General features: G+C 63.0%; 19 protein-coding genes. 4 read left to right on the forward strand and 15 right to left on the reverse strand.

Features of this window, described 5'->3' with window-relative positions; translation table 11 throughout:
- Both PMI28_RS12560 and PMI28_RS12555 read left to right on the forward strand, forming a co-directional pair.
- Positions 1–548, forward strand: a 548-nt coding sequence (locus PMI28_RS12560) for an aminotransferase class III-fold pyridoxal phosphate-dependent enzyme (RefSeq protein WP_007987748.1), incomplete at its 5' end; no start/stop codon positions are given.
- 199 nt (positions 549–747) lie between these two features.
- Entirely contained in the window at positions 748–1,467 is a 720-nt protein-coding gene (locus PMI28_RS12555; protein WP_007987750.1) for a 16S rRNA (uracil(1498)-N(3))-methyltransferase, read from the forward strand.
- Positions 1,468–1,596: 129 nt separating this feature from the next.
- On the opposite strand, the gene PMI28_RS12550 is transcribed toward PMI28_RS12555, so the two are convergent.
- The 3 genes from PMI28_RS12550 to PMI28_RS12540 are packed head-to-tail and all read right to left on the reverse strand — an operon-like array spanning position 1,597 to position 4,148.
- Positions 1,597–2,499, reverse strand: a complete 903-nt coding sequence (locus tag PMI28_RS12550) for a transporter substrate-binding domain-containing protein (RefSeq protein ID WP_007987752.1) — start codon at positions 2,497–2,499, stop codon at positions 1,597–1,599.
- 29 nt (positions 2,500–2,528) lie between these two features.
- Positions 2,529–2,879 carry a RidA family protein gene (locus PMI28_RS12545; RefSeq protein ID WP_007987754.1) on the reverse strand — a complete coding sequence of 117 codons (351 nt, stop codon included), beginning with the start codon at positions 2,877–2,879 and terminating at the stop codon, positions 2,529–2,531.
- Between the two features lie 27 nt (positions 2,880–2,906).
- Complete coding sequence (locus PMI28_RS12540) at positions 2,907–4,148, reverse strand: D-amino acid dehydrogenase (protein ID WP_007987756.1); 1,242 nt, start codon at positions 4,146–4,148, stop codon at positions 2,907–2,909.
- A gap of 109 nt (positions 4,149–4,257) precedes the next feature.
- Here PMI28_RS12540 and PMI28_RS12535 point away from each other — a divergent pair, with 109 nt between their 5' ends.
- Positions 4,258–5,175 carry a LysR family transcriptional regulator gene (locus tag PMI28_RS12535; RefSeq protein ID WP_007987757.1) on the forward strand — a complete coding sequence of 306 codons (918 nt, stop codon included), beginning with the start codon at positions 4,258–4,260 and terminating at the stop codon, positions 5,173–5,175.
- A 25-nt stretch (positions 5,176–5,200) separates the two neighbouring features.
- Here PMI28_RS12535 and trhA read toward each other — a convergent pair whose 3' ends face one another.
- Positions 5,201–5,818: a PAQR family membrane homeostasis protein TrhA gene (gene trhA / locus PMI28_RS12530; RefSeq protein ID WP_007987759.1), complete on the reverse strand. Its 618-nt coding sequence runs from the start codon at positions 5,816–5,818 to the stop codon at positions 5,201–5,203.
- Positions 5,819–5,949: 131 nt separating this feature from the next.
- On the opposite strand from trhA, the gene PMI28_RS12525 reads away from it, so the two are divergent.
- On the forward strand, positions 5,950–6,864 hold the full coding sequence (locus PMI28_RS12525) for a LysR family transcriptional regulator (protein ID WP_007987761.1): 915 nt from the start codon (positions 5,950–5,952) through the stop codon (positions 6,862–6,864).
- A gap of 155 nt (positions 6,865–7,019) precedes the next feature.
- On the opposite strand, the gene madM is transcribed toward PMI28_RS12525, so the two are convergent.
- The 11 genes from madM to PMI28_RS12470 all read right to left on the reverse strand — a co-directional run bounded on the left by madM (position 7,020) and on the right by PMI28_RS12470 (position 20,966).
- Entirely contained in the window at positions 7,020–7,784 is a 765-nt protein-coding gene (madM, locus tag PMI28_RS12520; protein ID WP_007987763.1) for a malonate transporter subunit MadM, read from the reverse strand.
- A gap of 1 nt (position 7,785) precedes the next feature.
- The gene (gene madL / locus PMI28_RS12515) at positions 7,786–8,202 is read right to left on the reverse strand and encodes a malonate transporter subunit MadL (protein WP_007987765.1); all 417 of its coding nucleotides are present in this window, start codon (positions 8,200–8,202) and stop codon (positions 7,786–7,788) included.
- Positions 8,203–8,259: 57 nt separating this feature from the next.
- Complete coding sequence (mdcH, locus tag PMI28_RS12510) at positions 8,260–9,171, reverse strand: malonate decarboxylase subunit epsilon (protein WP_007987767.1); 912 nt, start codon at positions 9,169–9,171, stop codon at positions 8,260–8,262.
- A complete protein-coding gene (locus PMI28_RS12505) occupies positions 9,168–9,788 on the reverse strand; it encodes a malonate decarboxylase holo-ACP synthase (RefSeq protein ID WP_007987770.1) in 621 nt (206 codons plus the stop codon). Before PMI28_RS12505 ends, mdcH begins: the two co-directional genes overlap by 4 nt.
- Positions 9,782–10,585: a biotin-independent malonate decarboxylase subunit gamma gene (gene mdcE / locus PMI28_RS12500; protein WP_007987771.1), complete on the reverse strand. Its 804-nt coding sequence runs from the start codon at positions 10,583–10,585 to the stop codon at positions 9,782–9,784. Before mdcE ends, PMI28_RS12505 begins: the two co-directional genes overlap by 7 nt.
- The gene (locus PMI28_RS12495; protein ID WP_007987773.1) at positions 10,582–11,433 is read right to left on the reverse strand and encodes a biotin-independent malonate decarboxylase subunit beta; all 852 of its coding nucleotides are present in this window, start codon (positions 11,431–11,433) and stop codon (positions 10,582–10,584) included. Before PMI28_RS12495 ends, mdcE begins: the two co-directional genes overlap by 4 nt.
- Positions 11,426–11,725 (reverse strand): malonate decarboxylase subunit delta, encoded by a 300-nt coding sequence (locus PMI28_RS12490; protein WP_007987775.1) that lies wholly within the window; start codon positions 11,723–11,725, stop codon positions 11,426–11,428. The genes PMI28_RS12495 and PMI28_RS12490 overlap by 8 nt, the downstream gene beginning before the upstream one ends.
- Positions 11,725–12,600 (reverse strand): triphosphoribosyl-dephospho-CoA synthase, encoded by an 876-nt coding sequence (locus PMI28_RS12485; RefSeq protein WP_007987779.1) that lies wholly within the window; start codon positions 12,598–12,600, stop codon positions 11,725–11,727. Before PMI28_RS12485 ends, PMI28_RS12490 begins: the two co-directional genes overlap by 1 nt.
- Complete coding sequence (gene mdcA / locus PMI28_RS12480) at positions 12,600–14,270, reverse strand: malonate decarboxylase subunit alpha (protein ID WP_007987781.1); 1,671 nt, start codon at positions 14,268–14,270, stop codon at positions 12,600–12,602. Before mdcA ends, PMI28_RS12485 begins: the two co-directional genes overlap by 1 nt.
- Positions 14,271–14,491: 221 nt before the next feature.
- The gene (locus PMI28_RS12475) at positions 14,492–14,953 is read right to left on the reverse strand and encodes a chemotaxis protein CheW (RefSeq protein WP_007987783.1); all 462 of its coding nucleotides are present in this window, start codon (positions 14,951–14,953) and stop codon (positions 14,492–14,494) included.
- A complete protein-coding gene (locus PMI28_RS12470) occupies positions 14,946–20,966 on the reverse strand; it encodes an Hpt domain-containing protein (RefSeq protein WP_007987784.1) in 6,021 nt (2,006 codons plus the stop codon). Before PMI28_RS12470 ends, PMI28_RS12475 begins: the two co-directional genes overlap by 8 nt.
- Between the last annotated feature and the right edge of the window lie 32 nt (positions 20,967–20,998).

Consider the following 20,998-nt stretch of genomic DNA (forward strand, 5'->3'; position numbering starts at 1 on the left):
CCGGCGGTTCCCTGCCGTTGGCGGCGTGCATGACCACCGACGAGGTCTACAGCGCCTTCTACGACGACTACCCGACCCTGCGCGCCTTCCTGCACTCCCACAGCTACACCGGCAACCCGCTGGCGTGCGCGGCGGCCCTGGCGACGCTGGATATTTTCGAAGAAGACAACGTCATCGAGAACAACAAGGCCCTGGCGCAGCGCATGGCCTCCTCCACCGCGCACCTGGTCGATCACCCGAATGTCTCCGAAGTGCGTCAGACCGGCATGGTACTGGCCATCGAGATGGTCAAGGACAAGGCCACCAAAGAAGCCTACCCATGGCAGGAGCGCCGTGGCCTGAAGGTGTTCCAGCACGCCCTGGAGCGCGGTGCTTTACTGCGTCCATTGGGTAGCGTGGTGTATTTCCTGCCGCCGTATGTGATCACCCCGGAGCAAATCGATTTCCTTGCCGAAGTGGCCAGCGAAGGGATCGATATCGCCACCCGTGACAGTGTCAGTGTGGCGGTGCCGAAAGACTTCCATCCGGGGTTCCGTGATCCGGGCTGACAGTCACTGATTACCCTGTGGCGAGGGGGCTTGCCCCCGTTCGGCTGCGAAGCAGTCGTAAAACGGCCAATGCGTTTTAACTGATGTAACCCAATGGCCGAATTAGGGGCCGCTTCGCGCCCCAACGGGGGCAAGCCCCCTCGCCACAGAGGCCCGTCAGCCACAAATGCGACTCCGATCCAATTTTTAGAGATTCACAATGAGACTGTCCCGCTTCTTCATCGACGCCCCCTTGAGCACCGGCGAGCACGAATTGCCCGAAGCCCAGGCCCATTACATCAGCCGTGTGCTGCGCATGGCCGAAGGCGATGCGTTGCAGTTGTTCGACGGCTCGGGCCAGGAGTTTCGCGCCAGGCTGGTCGAGGTCGGCAAAAAGCGCGTCGTGGTGCAGATCGATGAAAGCTTCGCCGGGCAAATCGAATCGCCGCTGCAAATCCATCTCGGCCAGGGCCTGTCCCGGGGCGAGCGCATGGACTGGGCGATTCAGAAAGCCACGGAGTTGGGCGTCAGCGAAATCACCCCGATCTTCACCGAACGCTGCGAAGTCCGGCTCAAGGACGAGCGTGCCGACAAACGCCTGCTGCACTGGCGCCAGGTGGCGATCAGCGCGTGCGAGCAGTGCGGCCGTTCACGGGTACCGGTGATTCATCCGCCACTGTTGCTGGCTGACTGGTTGAAGCAGACGCAAGCCGGGCTGAAGCTGGTCCTGCATCCGGTGGCCGAGCCGCTGGTGAGCCACGCCAAACCTTCAAGTCTGGCATTCCTGATCGGTCCGGAGGGTGGTTTGTCCGATGCCGAAGTCGATCAGGCCAAGGCCGGCGGCTTCCACGCCGCCCGCCTCGGTCCAAGAGTGCTGCGCACCGAAACCGCACCGGTTGTTGCACTGGCGGTGGCCCAGCAACTCTGGGGTGACTTCTAGTGCCTCTTCGCGAGCAAGCCCGCTCCCACAGGTTTTGTGTTGAGCACAAAAGTTGTGGTCAACCCAATCATTGTGGGAGCGGGCTTGCTCGCGAATGGCCACGACACGGCCTAGAGGCCGATCTGGCTGCTACTGCACCGGATCGCTCACCGGCTTGGCAATGATCGCCTTGAGTTCGCTGGTCATCGGGAATTCAAGGTTCAAACCCTTCGGCGGGATCGGCTGCTCGAACCAGCGTTTGTAGATGCCATTGATCTCGCCCGAACTGTACAAATCCGCCAGCGCGCCGTTGACCAGCGCCAGGAACTGCGGATCATCCTTGCGCACCATGCAGCTGTAGATCTCCCGCGATTGCTCCTCCCCGACCACCACCCACTTGTGTGGGTCATGGGCCTTCGCGCGCTCGCCGTAGAGCAGCGCATCGTCCATGTAGAATGCCGCCGCCCGGCCCGATTGCAGCATCTGGAAGGCTTCGCCGTGGTCTTTGGCACTGATCACAAACATGTCGATCTTGTGATCGACGTTGTAGCTTTTCAAGAAGCGCTCGTTGGTGGTGCCGGCGGTGGTCACCACGTTCTTGCCGCGCAGGTCGGCGAAGCTCTTGATCCCGCTGTCTTTGGCCGTCAGCAACTGGCCTTTGACGTAGATGAAGCCATAGGAGAACGCCACCTGTTTCTGCCGTTCGGCGGTCACGCCGGTGGAGCCGCATTCCAGGTCAACGGTGCCGTTCTGCACCAGTGGAATGCGGGTTTGCGAGGTCACCAGGTTGTACTTCACCTTCAAGTCCGGCAGCGCCAGTTGCTGCTGGATGCGCTCGACGATCTTGCCCGCCAGATCCACCGAGTAACCCATCGGCGTGCCGCTGTGATCACCCACGTAGGAGAACGGCACTGAAGCATCGCGATAGCCCAGGGTGATGCTGTTGGCGCTGGCGATCTTGCTCAGGGTGCCGGTCAGCGGCGCTTCATTGGCCTGAACCTGACTGCCGAGCAACAGGCCGAGCGTACAAGTGAGCAACGTGATTTTTTGCATTGTTATTCTCCGTTGTGGGTGTTGGTTTATCAGACGCGTGCAGCGATGACGGTGATTTCCACCAGCACCTGCGGGCGGGCCAGTTCAGCCTGCACAGTGGTGCGGCTCGGTGCCTGTCCCGGCGATAGCCATGCCGACCAGACCTCGTTCATCGCGGCGAAATCCTCGGTGATGTTCTTCAGGTAAATGGTCGCGCTGAGCAGATGATCCTTGTCGCTGCCCGCCTCGGCCAGCAAGGTTTCGATTTTCGCCAGCACTTCGCGGGTCTGGCCGCTGGCATCCAGAGCATCGCCCGGCACCTGCCCGGAGAGAAACACCAGGTCGCCAAAGGTCACGGCGCCAGACAGGCGCGAGTTGCTGTGCAGTCGGGTAATGGTCATTGCAGTGTCCTCCTCAGAAATCAGTATTCAGGCGGCCCGGTGGTTGAAACCGCGCAGGTCGATGGAAGGCCGGCGCTCGCCGATCAGTTCACTGAGCAAACGCCCGCTGCCGCATGCCAGTGTGAAACCCAGTGCGCCGTGGCCGAGGTTGAGCCACAGGTTGCGGTACGCCGTCGCGCCCAGCAACGGCACGCCGTTGGGGGTGGCCGGGCGCATGCCGGCCCATTCGACGGCTTCGTCATAGGCGCCGGCATTTGGAAAGGTGTCATGGGCCTGGCGCTTGATCAGCGCCAGGCGCCTGGGGTCCAAAGCAGGGTCGAAGCCGACGATGTCGACCATCGCCGCCACCCGCAATTGCTCGCCGATGCGCGCGAAGACGATCTTGCGGTCGTAGTCGGTGATGCTTACGTCCGGCGCCAGGTGACCGGCGCCGATCGGCACGGTCAGGCTGTAGCCCTTGAGCGGATAAAGTGGCAGTTGCAGTCCGGGCAGCGCCAACAGCGGACTGCGGTGGCCGGCGGCGATCACCAGTTGATCGACCGGCACTACTTGCTCGCCCAGTTCGATGGCGTTGACGCTGCCGTTGCTGTGGCGAATGCCAGTCACCGCTTGCCCGAGACGAAACTCGCAACGGCCGGACGCTCGCAACCGGGCGGCCAGTTGCTGGCAGAAACCGTGGCAATCGCCGACCTCTTCGTCCGGGGTGTAGATCGCCCCGACAAAGGGCGCATCGATCAGCGCCGGTTCCAGTTGTGCGCATTCGGCCGGCGACAACACCTGCTGTTGCTGCGGGTCGGCCAAACCCTGGCACGCACGCTCGAAGCTGCTGTTCTGGCGGAAAGTCACCAGTTTGCCATTGCGCCGCCACTGGAATCCCGTCAGTCCATCGTCCTCGCGCCAGGACTTCAAAGTGTCCTGGCTGAACAGCGCCAAACGCAGCAAGTGCGCGGCGTTCTCACGGTTGACCGAGCGCCGGCAGGCGCCGAGGAACGACGCCATCCAGCGCCACTGGGCCGGGTCGAAGCGCGGACGCAGCTTCAGCGGTGAATCGCCGCGCAGCATCCAGCCGATGGCCTGTAAAGGCACACCGGCGTCGGCCAGGGGCGCGACATAGCGATAGGACAACTGGCCGCCGTTGGCGAAGCTGGTTTCGCTGCCCAGCGAGTCCCGGGCCTCGACCACCGTCACCTCCAAGCCGTCGCGCACCAGCGCATAGGCCGTTGCCAGACCAATCACGCCGCCTCCGATGATGCACACACGCTGAGCCATGTCCGTCCTTAAAACCGTTGTGAAGACGAGGCCAAGGTTAGAGCCAGGTGACAGGCGTTGAACAATGCATAAAGATGGCAAACCCATAAACAAAGGTTATGGACTTGCCATGCGCCTTCGTCACATCGAGATTTTCCAGGCCATCCGCCAGACCGGCTCGATCAGCGCTGCCGCGCAATTGCTGCACGTCTCGCAGCCGGCGGTGAGCAAGGTGTTGCAGCACGCCGAGCAACAATTGGGCTTTGCGCTGTTCCTGCGAGTACGCGGCAAGTTGCAGGCAACGCCGGAAGCGCTGGAGCTGGAGCGCGAAGTGGACAAGGTCAGCGAAAGCCTGCAAGGCGTGCGACGCCTGGCGCAGAGCCTGCGCCGCGAGCCCGGCCACAGTCTGCGCATCGGCGCCACCCCGGCCCTGGCCCTGTCATTACTGCCGCCGGCCATTCACGAATGGACCGGGCGTTACCCGGATATCGTCTGCGAACTCTCCAGCGCCCACAGTCGCGAACTGGTGCAGAACCTGTTAATGCGCGAAGTGGATGTCGCCCTGACCCTGCAATGCCCGGATCACCCAGGGCTCAAGGCCCAGGCGCTGGCCTCGGGGGTGCTGGTGGCGCTGGCGCCCGACGGTTTCTGGCCGACGGCCGACGCCGGCCAGCCACTGCCGCTGATGGCCCTGGCGAATGCGCCGCTGATCGGGCTGTCCAGCGCCGATCCGTTGGCCGCGCGGCTCGACAGTTATCTGGAAGCCGTCGAGCCGCCGCCCCGGATACGCATCGCCGTACAGACCTATTCACTGGCCCGGGCCATGGTGGAATCCGGTGCCGGCCTGGCGGTGATCGACCCGTTCACCGCCCTCGGCGCATCACCGGGCACCACGACCATCCGCCCGCTGGCCCCGCCACTGCCGATCACCCTGTACGCCGTGACTCGCGCCAGCGAACCACTGCCGCACACGCTCAATGACCTGTTGCAGATCTTCAGTCGCCGCGCCCGGGAGCAATTGGAGAACCTGAGTCCTGCGCAACCCTGAAGCCTGATGAACAACCTGTGGTGATTTACAGGACGTAGAACAGAATCGCCACAAAGTGCAGCAGGCTCCCGGCGATCACGAACAGGTGCCAGATCCCGTGGGCATGTCGCAACCGATGGTCGAGGGCGAAAAAGATGATCCCCACGGTGTACAACACGCCGCCCGAGGCCAGCCAGGCAAACCCGGCGGTGCCCAGCGCCGCGAGCAACGGCTTGACCGCCACCAGTACGATCCAGCCCATCACCGCGTAGATCACGATCGATAGAATCCGCGCTTCGGAACGCGGCTTGATCTCTTGCAGGATGCCGATCAGCGCCAGGCCCCAGACGATGCCGAACAACGTCCAACCCCACGGCCCGCGCAGGGTCACCAGGCAAAACGGCGTGTAGCTGCCGGCGATCAACAGGTAGATCGAAAAGTGATCGACCTTCTGCATAATCTCTTTCTTGCGTCCGCGCACGCTGTGGTACACGGTTGAAGCGCTGTAAAGCACCAGCAAGGTAAAGGCGTAGATCGCCATGCTGACAATCTTCCACGGACTGCCGTCGAGACTGGCCAGCACAATCAGCCACACCCCTCCGACAAACGCCGCCACTGCCCCGACCAAATGCGTCCAGGCGTTCAGTTTTTCCCCGTGATACATGCGTTGCTCACCTCGAATTCCATTGCCGCAGAGCGCAAGGCTCAGGCTTCAAGTGTAAAAGCGCAATGTTTCTGTACGACGCACCCGGTGTAATTGGGCACAATCGAGTCATTCCAAAAAGAGTCCGCCCCATGCTGATCGATGAAGAGTTGACCCTGAAAAAACTCGAGGTGTTCCTGGCCTTCATGCGCACCGGCAACCTGGCGCGGGCGGCCGCCGAGTTGCAGACCAGCAACGTCAGCGTGCATCGGGCGATCCATTCCCTGGAAAGCGCCCTGCGCTGCCCGTTGTTCAAGCACGAAGGCCGCAGCCTGACGCCGCTGGAAAGCGCTTATGTGCTGGAGGAACGGGCGCAGAAGCTGATTCAGGACGTCGTCGAAAGTGTGCGCCTGACCCGCGAAGCCGCCGGGTTCTCGGCCGAACGTTTCAAACTGGGCTCACTGTATTCCCTGACGGTGAAGACCGTGCCGCAGCTGATCATGGGTTTGAAGATCCGCCGCAGCGAGCTCAACATCGACCTGATTCTGGGCTCCAATATCGACCTGCTCTACAAGCTCAAGAACATGGAAGTCGATGCGATCCTGGTGTCGCTGGACGACACCGTCAATGACCCGGATTGCGAACAGATCCCGCTGTTTTCCGACGACATTTTCCTCGCCACACCCGCCGACTCGAAGTTTGCCCAGCGAACCGAAGTCGACCTGGCCGAGGTCCGCGACGAAACCTTCATCACCCTGACCCAGGGCTTCGCCACCCATCAGGACGGCAAGCGGGTTTTTGAGCAGGCAGGGTTCGAGCCGAAGGTGGCGATGCAGGTCAACGACATCTTCACGCTGCTGAGCATGGTCAGTTCGGGCGTGGGTTATGCGTTGCTGCCGGGGCGGATTGCGGCGGTGTACGAGAACCGGGTGAAGCTGATCCCGTTGCAGGAAAAGTACCGCTTGCAGCAACACATTGGCGTGGTGTTTCTGAAGGCCAAGGAGCGTGATCCGAACCTGCTGGCGTTGCTGGCGGAGTGTCGGATGTATGCCAATCGCCAGGCTTGAAACCCTTGTGGCGAGGGAGCTTGCTCCCGCTCGGGTGCGAAGCGCCCGCAAAACCAGGCCACCGAATTTACCTGACTCATCTCGGTAGCCGATCTCAGGGCTGCTACGCAGCCCAGCGGGAGCAAGCTCCCTCGCCACAAAAAGCGCTCACTGGACTAGCCGACAATCCCGCGAACAATGAAGAACAACAGCGAAGGCCCGAGCAAGCACCCAAGCCCGGTGTGGAAAGTCGCGGTCAACGCGCCATAAGGCACCAGGCGCCGATCCGTCGCCGCCAGGCCGGCGGTCACGCCACTGACCGTCCCGGCCAATCCACCAAACACCATCGCCGAACGCGGGTTGTCCAGGCCCATCCAGCGCGCCGCCATCGGTGTACCGACCATCACCAGAATCGCCTTGATCAGACCGGTGGCAATCGACAGCGCCACCACATCGGAACTGGCGCCAATGGCCGCTCCGGTCACTGGCCCGACGATGTAAGTCACCGCACCTGCGCCAATCGTGGTCATGCTCACCGCATCGCGGTAACCGAACGCCCAGGCCATGCACGCGCCGACGATAAACGGCAGCACAGTGCCCAACAGCAGCGCGATCACACCAATCAAACCGGCCTTTTTCGCTTCGGTGGCCTGCACCTCGAACGCCGTGGCGACGATGGCGAAGTCCCGCAGCATCGCGCCGCCCATCAACCCGATGCCGGAAAACAGCGTCAAGTCCGCCAGGCCTTTTTGCCCGCCGGTCATCGTGCCACCGACCCAGGCCAGTACCAGGCCGATGACGATAGCGATGGCAGAGCCGTGAATCCGTCCGAAGGTCAGGCGTTTGGAGAGTATTACCGACACCCACATGATGATGCCGACGAAAGCGAATGCGGTGACCAGACTGTTAGTTGCCAAGCCTTTCTCAAAGAGTTCCCACATATCAGCGACCTCCTGCCGGTGCGCCGGCCGACGTTACATCCACCGGTTCATCGGGCAAGGGTTCGCCTTTGTGGGTCCGGCTGATCAGGGCAATGGTGCAACCGCAAACCACCACCGAACCGATTGCCGCCAGCACCGCCACCGGACCACCGTGTAGCGCCGTGACCACGTTTTGTTGCGCCGCCATCGCGACCACCACTGGAATGTACATGGCGCCCCAGAAGCCGACGCCCATCTCGCACTCCCTGGTCATGCCGCCATGCCTGTGCATCCACAACCGTGCGCAAATCAGCAGGATCATCGCGATCCCGACACCGCCGACGTTTGACTTCACACCCAGCAACACACCGAGCATGTCACCCATGATCACCCCTGCCAGCGTACAGATCGCCAACAGCGCCACACCGTAAATAATCATTGTTGTAGTCCTCAAAGTGCATTTCGAATGTTGTTTTTGTTGTTCGAAGCCTGAGTTTTAGGAGTGGCGGCTACCCTCCTCTCGCATCAGCGCCTGCAGGGTATCGAGCCGCGCACCGTCGAAGGCAATCACGGTGCCTTGCTCGAACACCCGGCGCGCCAGCCCGGTCAGCACCGCACCGGGCGGCAGTTCGATCTGTAGACGCACGCCGCGCTCGTAGGCGCTTTGTACTGTGCCGCGCCAATCGACGATGCGGCACATGTTGAAAGCCAGGTCGTCACGCAGGGCTTCGGGCTTGATCAGCGGACGCGCACGACTGCCGCTCAGGTAACCCAACTTCGGTGTGTGCAGCGGCACTTTGGCGAAGGCTTCGGCTAGTCGTTGCGCGGGGGCCTCAAGCAATGGGCAATGGGACGGCACGCTGACTGCCAGACGCTTGGCCAAGCCAGCTCCGTAACCTTTCGCCAATTCGGTCACCGCTTGCATCGCCGCATCGCTGCCGGCAATCACTACTTGGTTATCGGCGTTGATATTGGCTAGATAAACCGGCGTTTCTGCGCTATGCACCCGGGCCAGCAGTGCCTCAACCGTGGCCAGGTCCAGACCGATGATCGCGGTCATGCCGTAGCCCTGTGGATAAGCCTGCTGCATCAGCTCACCGCGCAGGCTGACCAGATGCAACGCATCGCTGAAACTCAAGGCACCGGCCACCACCGCGGCCGGGTAGGCACCAATGGACAAACCGGCCACGTAATCCGGCGTCATCGCCAATTGGCGTGAAGCGGCAACGCCAGCGATCAGCAGGCAAAGCTGCACTGCCCTCGTCGACTGCAGTGCTTTGGCGGAATCCAGCAGCAATACATCTTCACCGAGCACGCTACTTGCCTCGTTCAGGGTTTCCCGAGGCAAACGCTGGAGCATACCCGGCTGCTGCGCGCCCTGACCGGGGAACACCAGCAAGCTGCTCACGCTGCCTGCTCCTGCGGGTTCCACGGGTCAGTCACCAGACTGGCTTGAGTGGCATTTTTCAACAGAACCCGCGACGAAGCACCGGCCCACTCGCGCAGGGCGACGGCGCCAAATGGCGTCTGCAACTGCATGTCCACGCGGCACTCGGCAGTATCGAGCACAGCGACCAAGGCTTGCGCTTCGATGCGGGTCAATGAACATGGTGTACGCAGAATCAGGTCGAGATCGCTGCCCTTGTGCAATGCGGCAAATCCGCTGGCCAACTCGAATCCGGCGCTGCCGCTGACACCCCAAACCCAGCCACTCTCATCAAGGTGCGAGCGCAGTTGTGCCAAGGCACGCAGCGCCGGGAAGTCACGCAGGCCTTGAACATGGCAGAGTTCTTCCGGCCGCACCCGCCGCGTGATGACGGCGACTTCCATCCGTGTCGCAAAGCGCTGTTCACGCAGCGGCCCACGCACGCCCACTGCCACCTGTCCCGCCGCGCACAAGGCACGACGGACCACCACCGGCTGCCCGGCACTGATCGACTCGATCACCCACGAAGGCGCATCCGCAGGCAATTGCTGCGGGGTCATGCCCCACAGCAAGTCGTGAGCCAGGAGCGTATTCACCACTGCGCCCTCAGCAATTGGCGAACCTTGCTCGACGCTGCACGATTGCTCGCACCCAGGCGACCACTCAGATCACGACCACCGGCGGCCACATCGCCAATCGCCTGATGCAGGCACTCGATCACCCGTGCCAGATCCGCCGCAGCCGGCTGCTCGATCTGTTCCACCGACAAGGTTTCCCACAGCAGCCCGAGGCTGGCATAGCTGTCGATGTCATAAGCCATCGGCGGCACGCTGGCGGCGAAGGCTTCGAGCTCTTCGACACTGCGCAAGGTCACCCGCGCCGCCGACGCCTTGCCCATGGCATGCACCATCACCCCCGGATCGCGCAGGGCGATCAAGCGATTGGCCTGATAGCCGTGGGCCAGAAACGCCCCGGACATCGCCTTGCCCACCAGCAAACCGATCACTGCATGGCCGGCCAGACGGGCACGGGCGTAACTGCCCGCCGCTGCGGCCAGCGCCTGATGAATGCCGAGCGCTTCCTCGCGTCGACCGTAAGCCTGGCTAGGCACGTCGACGATGGCGATCAGGGCGCGTTTTTGCGTCTTGTTCTGGTCGGCGGCGATAACTTCATCCACGGCCTCGGCCAGGCCCCAGCCTTCGAGCAAGCCAACTTCGCCATTGCGTGCACGGACGAAGCGGTTTTCCGGGTCGGCCACCACCGCGATGAAACGCACCGGCTGATCGCCCAGCACACCGTCCGCGACCTTCAGCGAAGCCGGCAAGCCTTCGACCGCGTTTGCACCGGCACTCAACGCGTTGAACCAGTTCAAACCACGCAGGGAATACGAGCTCATGGGCGTTCTCCTTGGTACAGATCGCGAACCACGGACGGCTCGATTTGCGGTTCGGCGTCCAGTCGCGCCAACCGCTGCAGGAACAACTCGGCCTGACGGCTGCGCGGTTGCGCTGGCAAACCTTGCTCAAGCAACTCGCTGACTTGCTGGCGAATCTGCGCCACGTCGTCGGCAACATAGCGATCCACCAGGCCACTGGCGAAACGCTGCTCGCCACCGGTCAGGCTCCAGATAAAGGGCCGGTCGCGAGAGTCGTACTCTTCAAGCCCGGCCTCTTGTTCAATCACCTGCGGACCGTTCAGGCCCAGCCGTGCTTCCTGGGTCACCAGCAGATAGCTGCACAACCCTGCGGCAATCGACATGCCGCCAAAACAACCGACGCTGCCCGCCACGACACCGACCACGGGCTGGTACTGCTGCAAGTCGACAAGCGCCGCGTGAATGTCAGCAATCGCCGCCAGACCGAGGTTGGCTTCCTGCAAGCGCACGCCGCCGGTTTCCAGCAGCAGCACGGCGCGGGTCGGGATACCGTTGCGGTTGTCTTCAGCGGCCAGTTCCAGTGCGCCGGCGATTTTTGCCCCGCCGACTTCACCGAGGCTGCCACCCTGGAACGCACCTTCGATGGCCGCGATCACCACCGGCAAACCATCGAGATTGCCCTTGGCGATAACAACTCCGTCGTCGGCCTGGGGCACCACACCCTGGCGCGACAACCATGGCGACATGACGCGCTGGAACGGATCGAGCAATTCGCGAAAGGTGCCCGCGTCGAGCAGGGCCCTGGCCCGTTGCCGCGCACCGAGTTCGACGAAGCTGTGCTTGTTGAGCAGCGATGTGCTGTCAGTCATGGCTGATCTCCTCGAAGCCCTGTTCCAGACGCAGACGCACCACGCCGGGGGTCGCGCCGAAATCGTGAATGTCGATATCCATCGCCGGTGGCGTCTGGCCGTCGAACATCCGTGCGAACAGATGCTGCCAGCGTTGTTCACTGCCATTGACCGAGGTCTGCACGTTGATTGTCAGCTTGCCGGCCTGACCCGGTTCGATCAGCACTTCCAGATCACCCGAGCCGACACAGCCCACCAGGGTACGACCGCGTGGCGGCTGCCCGGCGGGGAATTCAAAGGATAAGGTTTCCATCAGAAAGCTCCCTGTTTGAGGCTGTCGCCCGACGCGATACGGTCGATGAACAGGCAGGCTGCGAGCAAGTCCGCAGCGCCGCCGGGCGAGGCATTCAACGCGATGAGTTGTTGATCCAGCTCATGCAGACGGCGACGTCCGGCGAGGCTGGAACTGCCCCCGGCATCGAGCACTGCTTGGGCGCCGAGTTGCATGGTTTGCAGACCTTGTTCTCCAGCGCGGTACAGCACGCAGGTGTCGGCCAGATTCGTCATGATCGCCAGCAGCGCATCGAGCCGGGCGTTCTGCTCGCCATGACCGGCTGCACGACTGCGCAAGAGTTGCGGCAGAGCACGTTGGGTCACTGCCGGAAAACCGAGTTGCGCCTCCTCACGGGCGCCTCGTGCGCCGTAGCGTTGGGCGACTTGAGCGCCGTGGCTGAGTGGGCGCGGTGCGTAACGGTCGTCGAGCAGAGCCAGGCGCGCCGCACGAATCGATACGCTGCTTGCAGCCGTGGATTCAGGTTCCAGCGCAGCGGCCGTCACCAACAGGCCCAAGGCCCAGATCGCCCCGCGATGAGTATTCACGCCGCCCGTGGTGTCGAGCATCGCTTGCTCGCCTTCACGACCGATCCGGCCGACAGCCTCGCGCAGGGGTAGGCCGATTTCGCCAAACGCAATCGCGGCATCGGCCATCGCCCTGAAGGCTGGCCACAGGGACAGCGCCGAAGCGTGCATCAGCCCCAGGTGCAAATCGGTGTGGGCGCCATTGCCGCGACGGTCGACCAGTGCCGGTTTCGGCGACAGATCAGCCTCGTCGATCAGCGCGTCCACCGCCAGGTCCGCCAGCCGCTCGGCCAGGCTCAGGGTTTTCGGTTGCAGGTTGAGTGCGTGCATTACCAGCTCCTGAACTTGGCGGGCGGGTTGTAGAGGCCACCGGACCACTCCACCAGATCGGCCACGCTTTTCGCCGCGAGCAGCTCGCGGGTAGCGTCGGTGCGGCGAATGCCGAGATCTTCTGGCAAGGCGATCAAGCCCTCGCGGCGCATGCGTGCGGTGTCTTTGGGGTTGTGGCGCAGGCCGATGGCGGTCACCCCGGCGACGGCGGCGATCATCGCCTGACGTTCTTCCAGCGAGCGCGCCTTGTACAGATAGGCGATGCCTTCTTCAGTCAGCAGGTGGGTCACGTCGTCGCCGTAAACCATGATCGGCGCCAGCGGCATGCCGCTTTTCTTCGCCACATCGACCGCATCGAGGGTTTCAACGAAAGTCGGTTTGCCGCCCTCCTGGAAGGTCTCGACCATCTGCACCACGAGTTTCTTGCCGCGCTCGAGCATCGGTTCGGCCACATCGGTGTTGCGCATGTCGAGCCAGGCCGGGGTACCGTGACGACGCCCGCGCGGGTCGTGGCCCATGTTCGGTGCCCCGCCGAAACCGGCCAGGCGCCCGCGAGTCACGGTGGAAGAATGACCGTCGCCATCGACCTGCAACGTCGCGCCGATGAACAGGTCCACGGCGTATTGCCCGGCCAGTTGGCTGAACATCCGGTTCGAACGCAGGGAACCGTCGCGCCCGGTAAAGAACACATCCGGGCGCGCCGCAATGTAGTTTTCCATCCCCAGCTCGGTGCCAAAGCAATGCACGCTTTCGACCCAGCCACTTTCAATCGCCGGAATCAGCGTCGGGTGCGGGTTGAGCGTCCAGTTGCGGCAGATCTTGCCTTTGAGGCCAAGGGATTCGCCGTAGGTCGGCAGGATCAGTTCGATGGCCGCGGTGTTGAAACCGATGCCATGGTTGAGGGATTGCACGTTGTGTTTTTCGTAGATGCCGCGGATCGCCATCATCGCCATCAGCACGTGCACAGGCTTGATGTGCCGTGGGTCGCGGGTGAACAGCGGTTCGATGTAGAACGGCTTGTCGGCCACCACCACGAAGTCGACCCAGGACGCCGGGATGTCCACCCGCGGCAAGTCGCTGACGTCGTCCACCAACTGGTTGACCTGGACGATGACGATACCGTCGCTGAAGGCTGCCGGTTCGATCAGTGCCGGGGTGTCTTCGGTGCTCGGTCCGGTGTAGATGTTGCCGGCGCGGTCGGCCATGAACCCGGCCGAGAGTACGACGTTGGGAATCAGGTCCACCACCAGCCGTGCGTAGAGTTCGATGTAGGTGTGGATCGCGCCGATTTCCAGCAGGCCGTCTTCGAGCAACTGGCTGATGCGCAGGCTTTGAGTGCCGGCAAAGGAGAAGTCGAGCTTGCGGGCGATGCCGCGTTCGAACAGGTCCAGGTGCTCGGCGCGCCCGACGCTGGGCATGATCATGTGCAGGTCATGCAGCTTCGCGGGGTCGGCCTTGGCCAGGGAGCGCGAGAGGAAATCCGCCTGCTTCTGGTTGTTGCCTTCGAGCACCACGCGGTCGCCGGGCAGGATCAACGCTTCCAGCGCTGCGACGATGTTGTCGGTGGGCAACACCACACCGTCGGCAAGACCTCGCACCAGCTCGAGGCGCCGCTGCTTTTCGCTGCGCCGCCGCGTCCATCGCGAGTCGGGGGATATTGTTGTTGTCATGACCACTCCACGGGTTCGCTGTCGTGGGGTCACCTTAGGAGTGTTGGGTGGGGGCATCAATCAAGCAGAGTGGCGGATCGTTACGCTTGGAGTAATGGTTGTTTGGACTGGCGCCTTCGCGAGCAAGCCCGCTCCCACACTGGATCCGCGGCGAACACAAATCCAGTGTGGGAGCGGGCTTGCTCGCGAAGAGGCCAGCACAATCAACACAAAAACCGCAATCAGTCGACCAACCCGGCATCCACCAGCAACGCCTCCAGCGCCAACAGATCCGGCACTTTCGCCACCTGCTCCCCCACCTGCACCGCCGCCTGTTCCAGCGTACACAACGGCACGTCCACATAACTCAACTGACTATCGAGTTTGCAGGAGCGCGGAATCCCCTGCACCAGCAGTGCGATGAATTTCAGCTCGGGGCGCCCGCCAAGGGTATTGAGAATGACGATCCGCGCACGCTCGCCAATGACAGTTTTCTGCCCGCATGCCGACTCGAAACTCAGCAGTGGTATCTGCCGTTCGCGCCACGTCACCAGGCCCAGGTACCACGGCGGTGTGTCGAGGTCGAAGGTCCCCGGTTGCTGGTAATCGATCAGCTCGGCCACGGCGACGTTGGGCAGGATCAGGTTGCGGTCGGCCAACGGCAGCAGCAGGCCGGTGAGGTTGCTGGTGCGGTGCTCAAGCATGGGTCTTGCTCCACAAGGCGATGCTTTCGAGCAGCACCGATTCCTGGTACGGCTTGCCAAGGTAGTCGTTGACGCCGATGGCCATGGCGCGGTCGCGGTGCTTCTGCCCGGTGCGGGAGGTGATCATGATGATTGGCAGGTGTTGCAGGCGTTCGTCGTTGCGCACTTGCGTCGCGACTTCGAAGCCGTCCATGCGCGGCATCTCGATGTCCAGCAGCATCAGGTCGGGCATGTGCTCTTCAAGCAGCAGCATGGCATCGACCCCGTCCTTGGCGGTTAGCACGTTCATGCCGTGGCGTTCGAGCAAGCGGCTGGTGACCTTGCGTACGGTGACCGAGTCGTCGACCACCATCACCAGCAACGGCCGATGCGGTTCGACCTCGACCTCCTGCCCCGCCGGACGCTGGGGTACACGGGCTTGCATGGCGCGGATCGGCGCCAGCAAATCCAGAATCAGCACCACCCGGCCATCCCCGAGAATCGTCGCCCCGGACACCCCTTGCACCGCCGCAAACTGCGGCCCCAGGCTCTTGACCACGATTTCGCGAGTGCCGGCCATGGCGTCCACCAGCACCGCGATGTGCCGTTCGTTGCACTGCACCAGCAACACCGGCAATGGCAGGCTCTGGCCCAACAGTTTCGGACGCGGGCTGGTTTTCAGCAGCTCGCCCAGATAGCACAGCTCGTAACGTTGCCCGGCGTATTCGTAGGTCGGCGCATCGAAACGGAAATAGCCTTCAAGCTCATTGGGCAGGACACGAACGATGCCGTCGATGGTATTGAGCGGGATCGCATACTGGTCTTCACCGCACTGCACCATCAGCGCCCGGTTGACCGATACGGTAAACGGCAGGCGAATGCGAAAATGCACGCCCTGCCCGGGCACCGAGTCGATGCTCATGGTGCCGCCCAGTTGCCGCACCTCTTCGTGCACCACGTCCATGCCGACGCCGCGCCCGGAGATCTGGGTGATTTTCTCGGCGGTGGAGAACCCCGGTTGCAGGATGAACTGCAACACATCGTGATCACTGATGACGCTGTCCGGGGCGAGCAGGCCGCGCTTGATCGCCTTGCGCCGCACCGCGTCCAGCGGCACACCGGCGCCGTCGTCGCGAATGTCAAAAATGATGTCGCCACCTTCGCGCAACAGATCGAGGGTGATCTTGCCCTTGGCCGGTTTCCCCGCCGCCAGCCGCGCTTCGACGGACTCCAGGCCGTGGTCGACGGCGTTGCGCAGCATGTGTTCCAGTGGCGCGGCCATGCGTTCGAGGACGTTGCGATCCATTTCACCTTCGGCGTTATCGACGATGAAATCCACGTCCTTGCCCAGCTCGCTGGACACCTGGCGGACGATGCGCTGCAAACGCGGGAGCATGCGCTCGAACGGCACCATGCGCGTGCGCATCAGGCCTTCCTGCAGTTCGGTGTTGATGCGGCCCTGCTGTTGCAGCAGGTTTTCCGTATCCTGATTGCGTCGCTCGAGGGTTTCCTTGAGGTCGAGCAAGTCGGAGGCCGATTCGAACAGCGCCCGGGACAGTTGCTGCAACTGTGAATGGCGGTCCATTTCCAGTGGGTCGAATTCTTCGTAGCCCAGGCGTTCGGCGTCGACTTGCTGGCGACTGAGGATCCGCCCCTGGGTTTCGGTATCGAGTCGGCGCAACTGGTCGCGCATCCGTTCGATGGTGGTTTCCATCTCGCTCAGAGCAATGTGTGCATCGTTGACCTGCTGTTCGATCCGGCCACGGAAGATCGATGTTTCACCGGCCAGGTTGACCAGATCGTCGAGCAGCTCCGCCGAGACCTTGACCATGTCGGCGCCGGCATCGGGCGGCGGTGCCAGCGGCTCGGCCTTGGGCGTGGCTGGCGGCGCAACCGGCGCGGGCGCTTCAGGCACGACCGGGTGACTGAAGTTCTTGATCGCATCGATCAGGCGGTCGGCCGGCGGCATCGGCTCACCGGCGCGGGCCGCGTCGAGCATCTGCGCCAGACGGTCATGGCTGCGCTGCAACAGCGCGAACAACGGCGCCGTCGGTTGCAGCACGCCAGTGGACAGGCCTTCGTAGAGGAACTCCAGCTCATGGGCCAGATCGCCAATCGCGGCGATTTCCACCATGCGCGCGCCACCCTTGAGGGTGTGCAGGTCGCGCAGCAGGGTTTCCACTTCCTGGCGATTCGAAGGCTGGGCCTGCCAGCGCTCCAGCGCCGCCCCGGAGCTTTCGATGATGTCGAAACCTTCCTCGAGGAAGATCTCCAGCAACTCCGGATCATGGGCGGCCGAGTCATTAGTGGCCGCCAGTTCGCTGACCTCGGCGGCGCCCGAGTGGCCCTGCCGGTAGGCGCGAATGGCCTCGATCAGCTCAGCGCAATCGTCCAGGGGCTGGTTGTGCTGTAACTGGTCAAGGTACTGCGCCAAGCGGTCATGGCTCTGCTGCAACAGCACCGCCAATGACTCGCTGTAGGCGTAGCGACGATCCACCAGACCTTCGTAAAGGCTTTCCAGTTCATGGGCCAGATCGCCGACCGGCCCGACCTCGGCCATGCGCGCGCCGCCTTTGAGGGTGTGCAAATCCCGGTGCAGGGACGACAGCGGCGCGGCGTTGTCCGAGTCGCGCAACCAGCGCTGCAAGGCCTGGCCGGCGCTTTCGAGGATATCCACCGCTTCTTCAAGGAAGATCGCAACGATTTCATCGTCCAGTTCGCGCCCCTCTCCTGTAGGAGCGAGCTCGCTCGCGATGGGCGTTAACGATGACGCGTTGTCATTGGATAAGCGCGGCGCATTTGAGTCCATCGCGAGCGAGCTCGCTCCTACAGGGGCAGGGGGTAGCGTACGTTCAAGTTCCTCGGTGGCAGCCCCCAATTCGCGGATGTTCAGGGTGCGGCTGCCATCACTGCGGATCAGGCCCATGGCCGACGGATCAAGGCTCTCGTCGAGCAGTTCGCGCAAGGCCCTGATCCGTTGCGGTTGCGGGCTGACTTCCTGGCCGGCGGCCAGTTCATCGAGCATGTTGATCAGCGCTTCGTGGGCATTCTGTGCCTCATGGAAAAACCGCTCGCTGACCGCCAGGCTGCTTTCTTCCACGGCACCGTACAGGTCGAGCAACGCTTCGCACAGCTCATCCACCGGATGCAGGTCGGCCAGATGGGCGCCTTCGCCGAGGGTGGTCAACTCGTCCAGCAGCGCGCTGAGTTCCTGACGTTCGCCGGGGTGTTGCTGCCAACGCTGCAACAGGCTTTCAGCGTCCAGCAGGATGTCCATGCCCTGGGCGAGGAAGTTGTTGATCAACTGCGGATCGCGCTTGATCCGCAGCCCGGTATTCGGTGTGCTCAGGAGGGATTCCAGACGCTCGGCCTGCAGTGCCCTGGCTCGCTCAATCAAATGCAGGGCACCGGGAATTTGCGCCAGCGGATCGCGCTTGAGCTGACGCAAGCCGAGGCGAAACAGCCCCCCCGCTTCCAGCAACAGTTCGACTTCATCCAGATCCAGCGCAATCAGGTGCGCCTTGTATTCCCGGGCCAGTTGATCCAGCGGTGCGGCCAGCTCGGCAATCGGCAAGACACCGGCCATGGAGGCACTGCCCTTGAGGGTGTGCAAGGCGCGCTGCAACTCGTCGCTGGCCTGCAACGGCACATGTTCGGCGGCCTGATCAAGGAAGCGGTCCAGCGTGCCGAGGTGCGTTTCGGCTTCTTTGCGGAAGATCTCCAGCAACAACGGGTCGAGGGCCGCGACGTCTTGCGTATCCTCATCGGACACCGGTTCATCGCCCTTGGCCAGGGCATGGGCACGGGCGGCCAACTGGTCGACATCGTTGCGCTGACGCTGGGCATTGGCGGCGTATTCAGCCACCAGTTCCGGCAGCAGATGCAGCACATCGCCGACCAATTGCTGGACCGTAGCGCCTGGCTCCACGCTGTCCTCCAGTACGCGGTTGAGCAGGTTTTCCACGGCCCAGGCCAGCTCCCCCAGCACTAGGGCGCGCACCATGCGGCCGCTGCCCTTGAGGGTGTGGAAGGCGCGGCGCAGTTCGCTCAGGGCCGAGCGGTTGTCGGGGTTGACCGACCAGCGCGGCAAGTACTCGCGCAGGATTTCCAGGACTTCGTCGGTTTCCTCGAGGAACACTTCGCGCAGTTCCTCGTCCACCGGCTCTTCGCCGGCGGGCGGCGGCAGCAGGCTGCCCGGGGTGTTCAGGGCCGGCGGGTTCAGGCTCGAGACCGGGCTGGCGAGCACATCGGCCAGGGTCTGGACGATCTGCGGATCATCCAGTTCCTGCATCATCTGCATGACCTGCGCTTCGCTCGGGCTGAGCACCTCATCAAGCACTGGCACATGCTGCTCACTGGGGAAAAACCCGAGGCTCGCCAGGCTGTTTTCCGCGACATCGAGCAGGTTTTCACCCTGCGCTTGCGGGTCATCACTAAGGCGCTCGAGGTAGTACTCGATACTGCTGATCACGTCGGCCAGGCTGTCCAGCTCCTGCCAGCCCGGTTGACCCGGCTCGAGCAGCAGGTGCTCGCGGATAAAGTGATTGCAGGTTTCGACCAGGCTCGCCGCCCGGCTCAACGGAATCATCGCCAGCGCGCCGCGCACCTGGGTCAGCAAGGCCGGCAGCGCCTGCAAATGCTGGCGGTCCCAATCGGCGTCGATGTAGTCGACGATCATGTCCTTGGCCTGCTGCAAACAGATGCGGGCCTCCTTGATCACGATCTGATGGATCTGCGTCAGGTCGGTGGTCGGCAGGCGGTTGTCATCCTGGCTCTCCGGCTCCACGGTACCGACCATGCCGGCCAGCGTCGCTTCGACGTACAGCAAGGCCCCGGCAACGTCCATGAGGATCGCATCGTTGGGTTCTCGCTGGCCCTGAGCGAGGCTGAGCACCACGGCCAATTGATCGATGATCACCTTGCGCGGCTGGCCGAAGCCCAGGACCGCCAGGGTGTCGGCAATTTGCCGCAGCGGCGCCAGCAAGCTGTCGAGGTCAGAGGTGTGCTGGCGGTCACTGCGCACGAACAGATCCAGGCGCTCCTTGACCCGCACCAGCTCTTCGCACAGCGCTGCCAGCACCGAGCGCATGGCGTCACGGTCGGGACCGGCCAGCCGCGCGCGTTCTTCATCGACCATCGCGCTGTCGGGCAGCGCGTCGTCCAGTGAGTAGCGTTCTTTCATGGTCAGCATCTGCCCGGTGGGATGTTCGGCCTTGGCAATATAGAAGAGCAAACTCTTGAGCAGCTCCGGCGGTGCCGGTTGATTGATGCCGCGCATGCCTTCTTCGAGCAGGCGCTTGAGTTCCTTGTCGGCATCCCGGAACAGGCTGCGCAAGGCCGGGCTGTTGGCAATCGCACCGCCCTGCATGCCTTCGACCAGGGCCGAAGCCACTTGCCACAACGGGCTCAGGGGGGCGTTGCCGCACAGTGCTTCGAGGCGGGCGAAGACCTTGGCCAGGTAATCGAGATTGGTGTCGCTGTCCTGTTCACGCAGGAAGCCGACCAGCGCCATTTGCAGCATCTGCCGCAACTTGCGCAGCACATTGGGTAATTCGTCCGGTTCCAGCTGCGCCAGCGTTTCTGCACCCAACGCTGGCAACTCGAGCAATTGCGGGCTGAACAGGCTGGTTTCCGACAGCAGGCTTTCGCCACGGGCGCTGCGCAGGTCGTTGATCAGGGGCAACACCACCAGTGGCAAATCGCGGCGCGCACCTTGCACCCGGTCAAGGTAGATCGGCAATTGCCCGAGGGCCTGCATCAACAGGTGCAACGCCTCGTCGCGATGGCTGACACGGTTGCCCTGCAAGGCCACGGCCAGTTGTTCCATTTCTTCGGCGAGCAACGCCGCGCCATAGAACTCGACCATCTGCAAACTGCCGTGGACCTGATGGATGCACGCCAGGCATTCATCCAGCGCCTGCGTCGCCTGCGGGTCATCGAGCAGGTTTTCGATCGCGTGATGAGCCTGTTTCAGCGTTTCGGCAATCTCGCCCTTGACCCACTCGAGGGCCACGTAGTCGTGCCGATCACCCATAACCACTCCAATCACAATTCAGATACCCATGG

It is taken from the genome of Pseudomonas sp. GM48 (assembly GCF_000282335.1).
Classification (GTDB): domain Bacteria; phylum Pseudomonadota; class Gammaproteobacteria; order Pseudomonadales; family Pseudomonadaceae; genus Aquipseudomonas.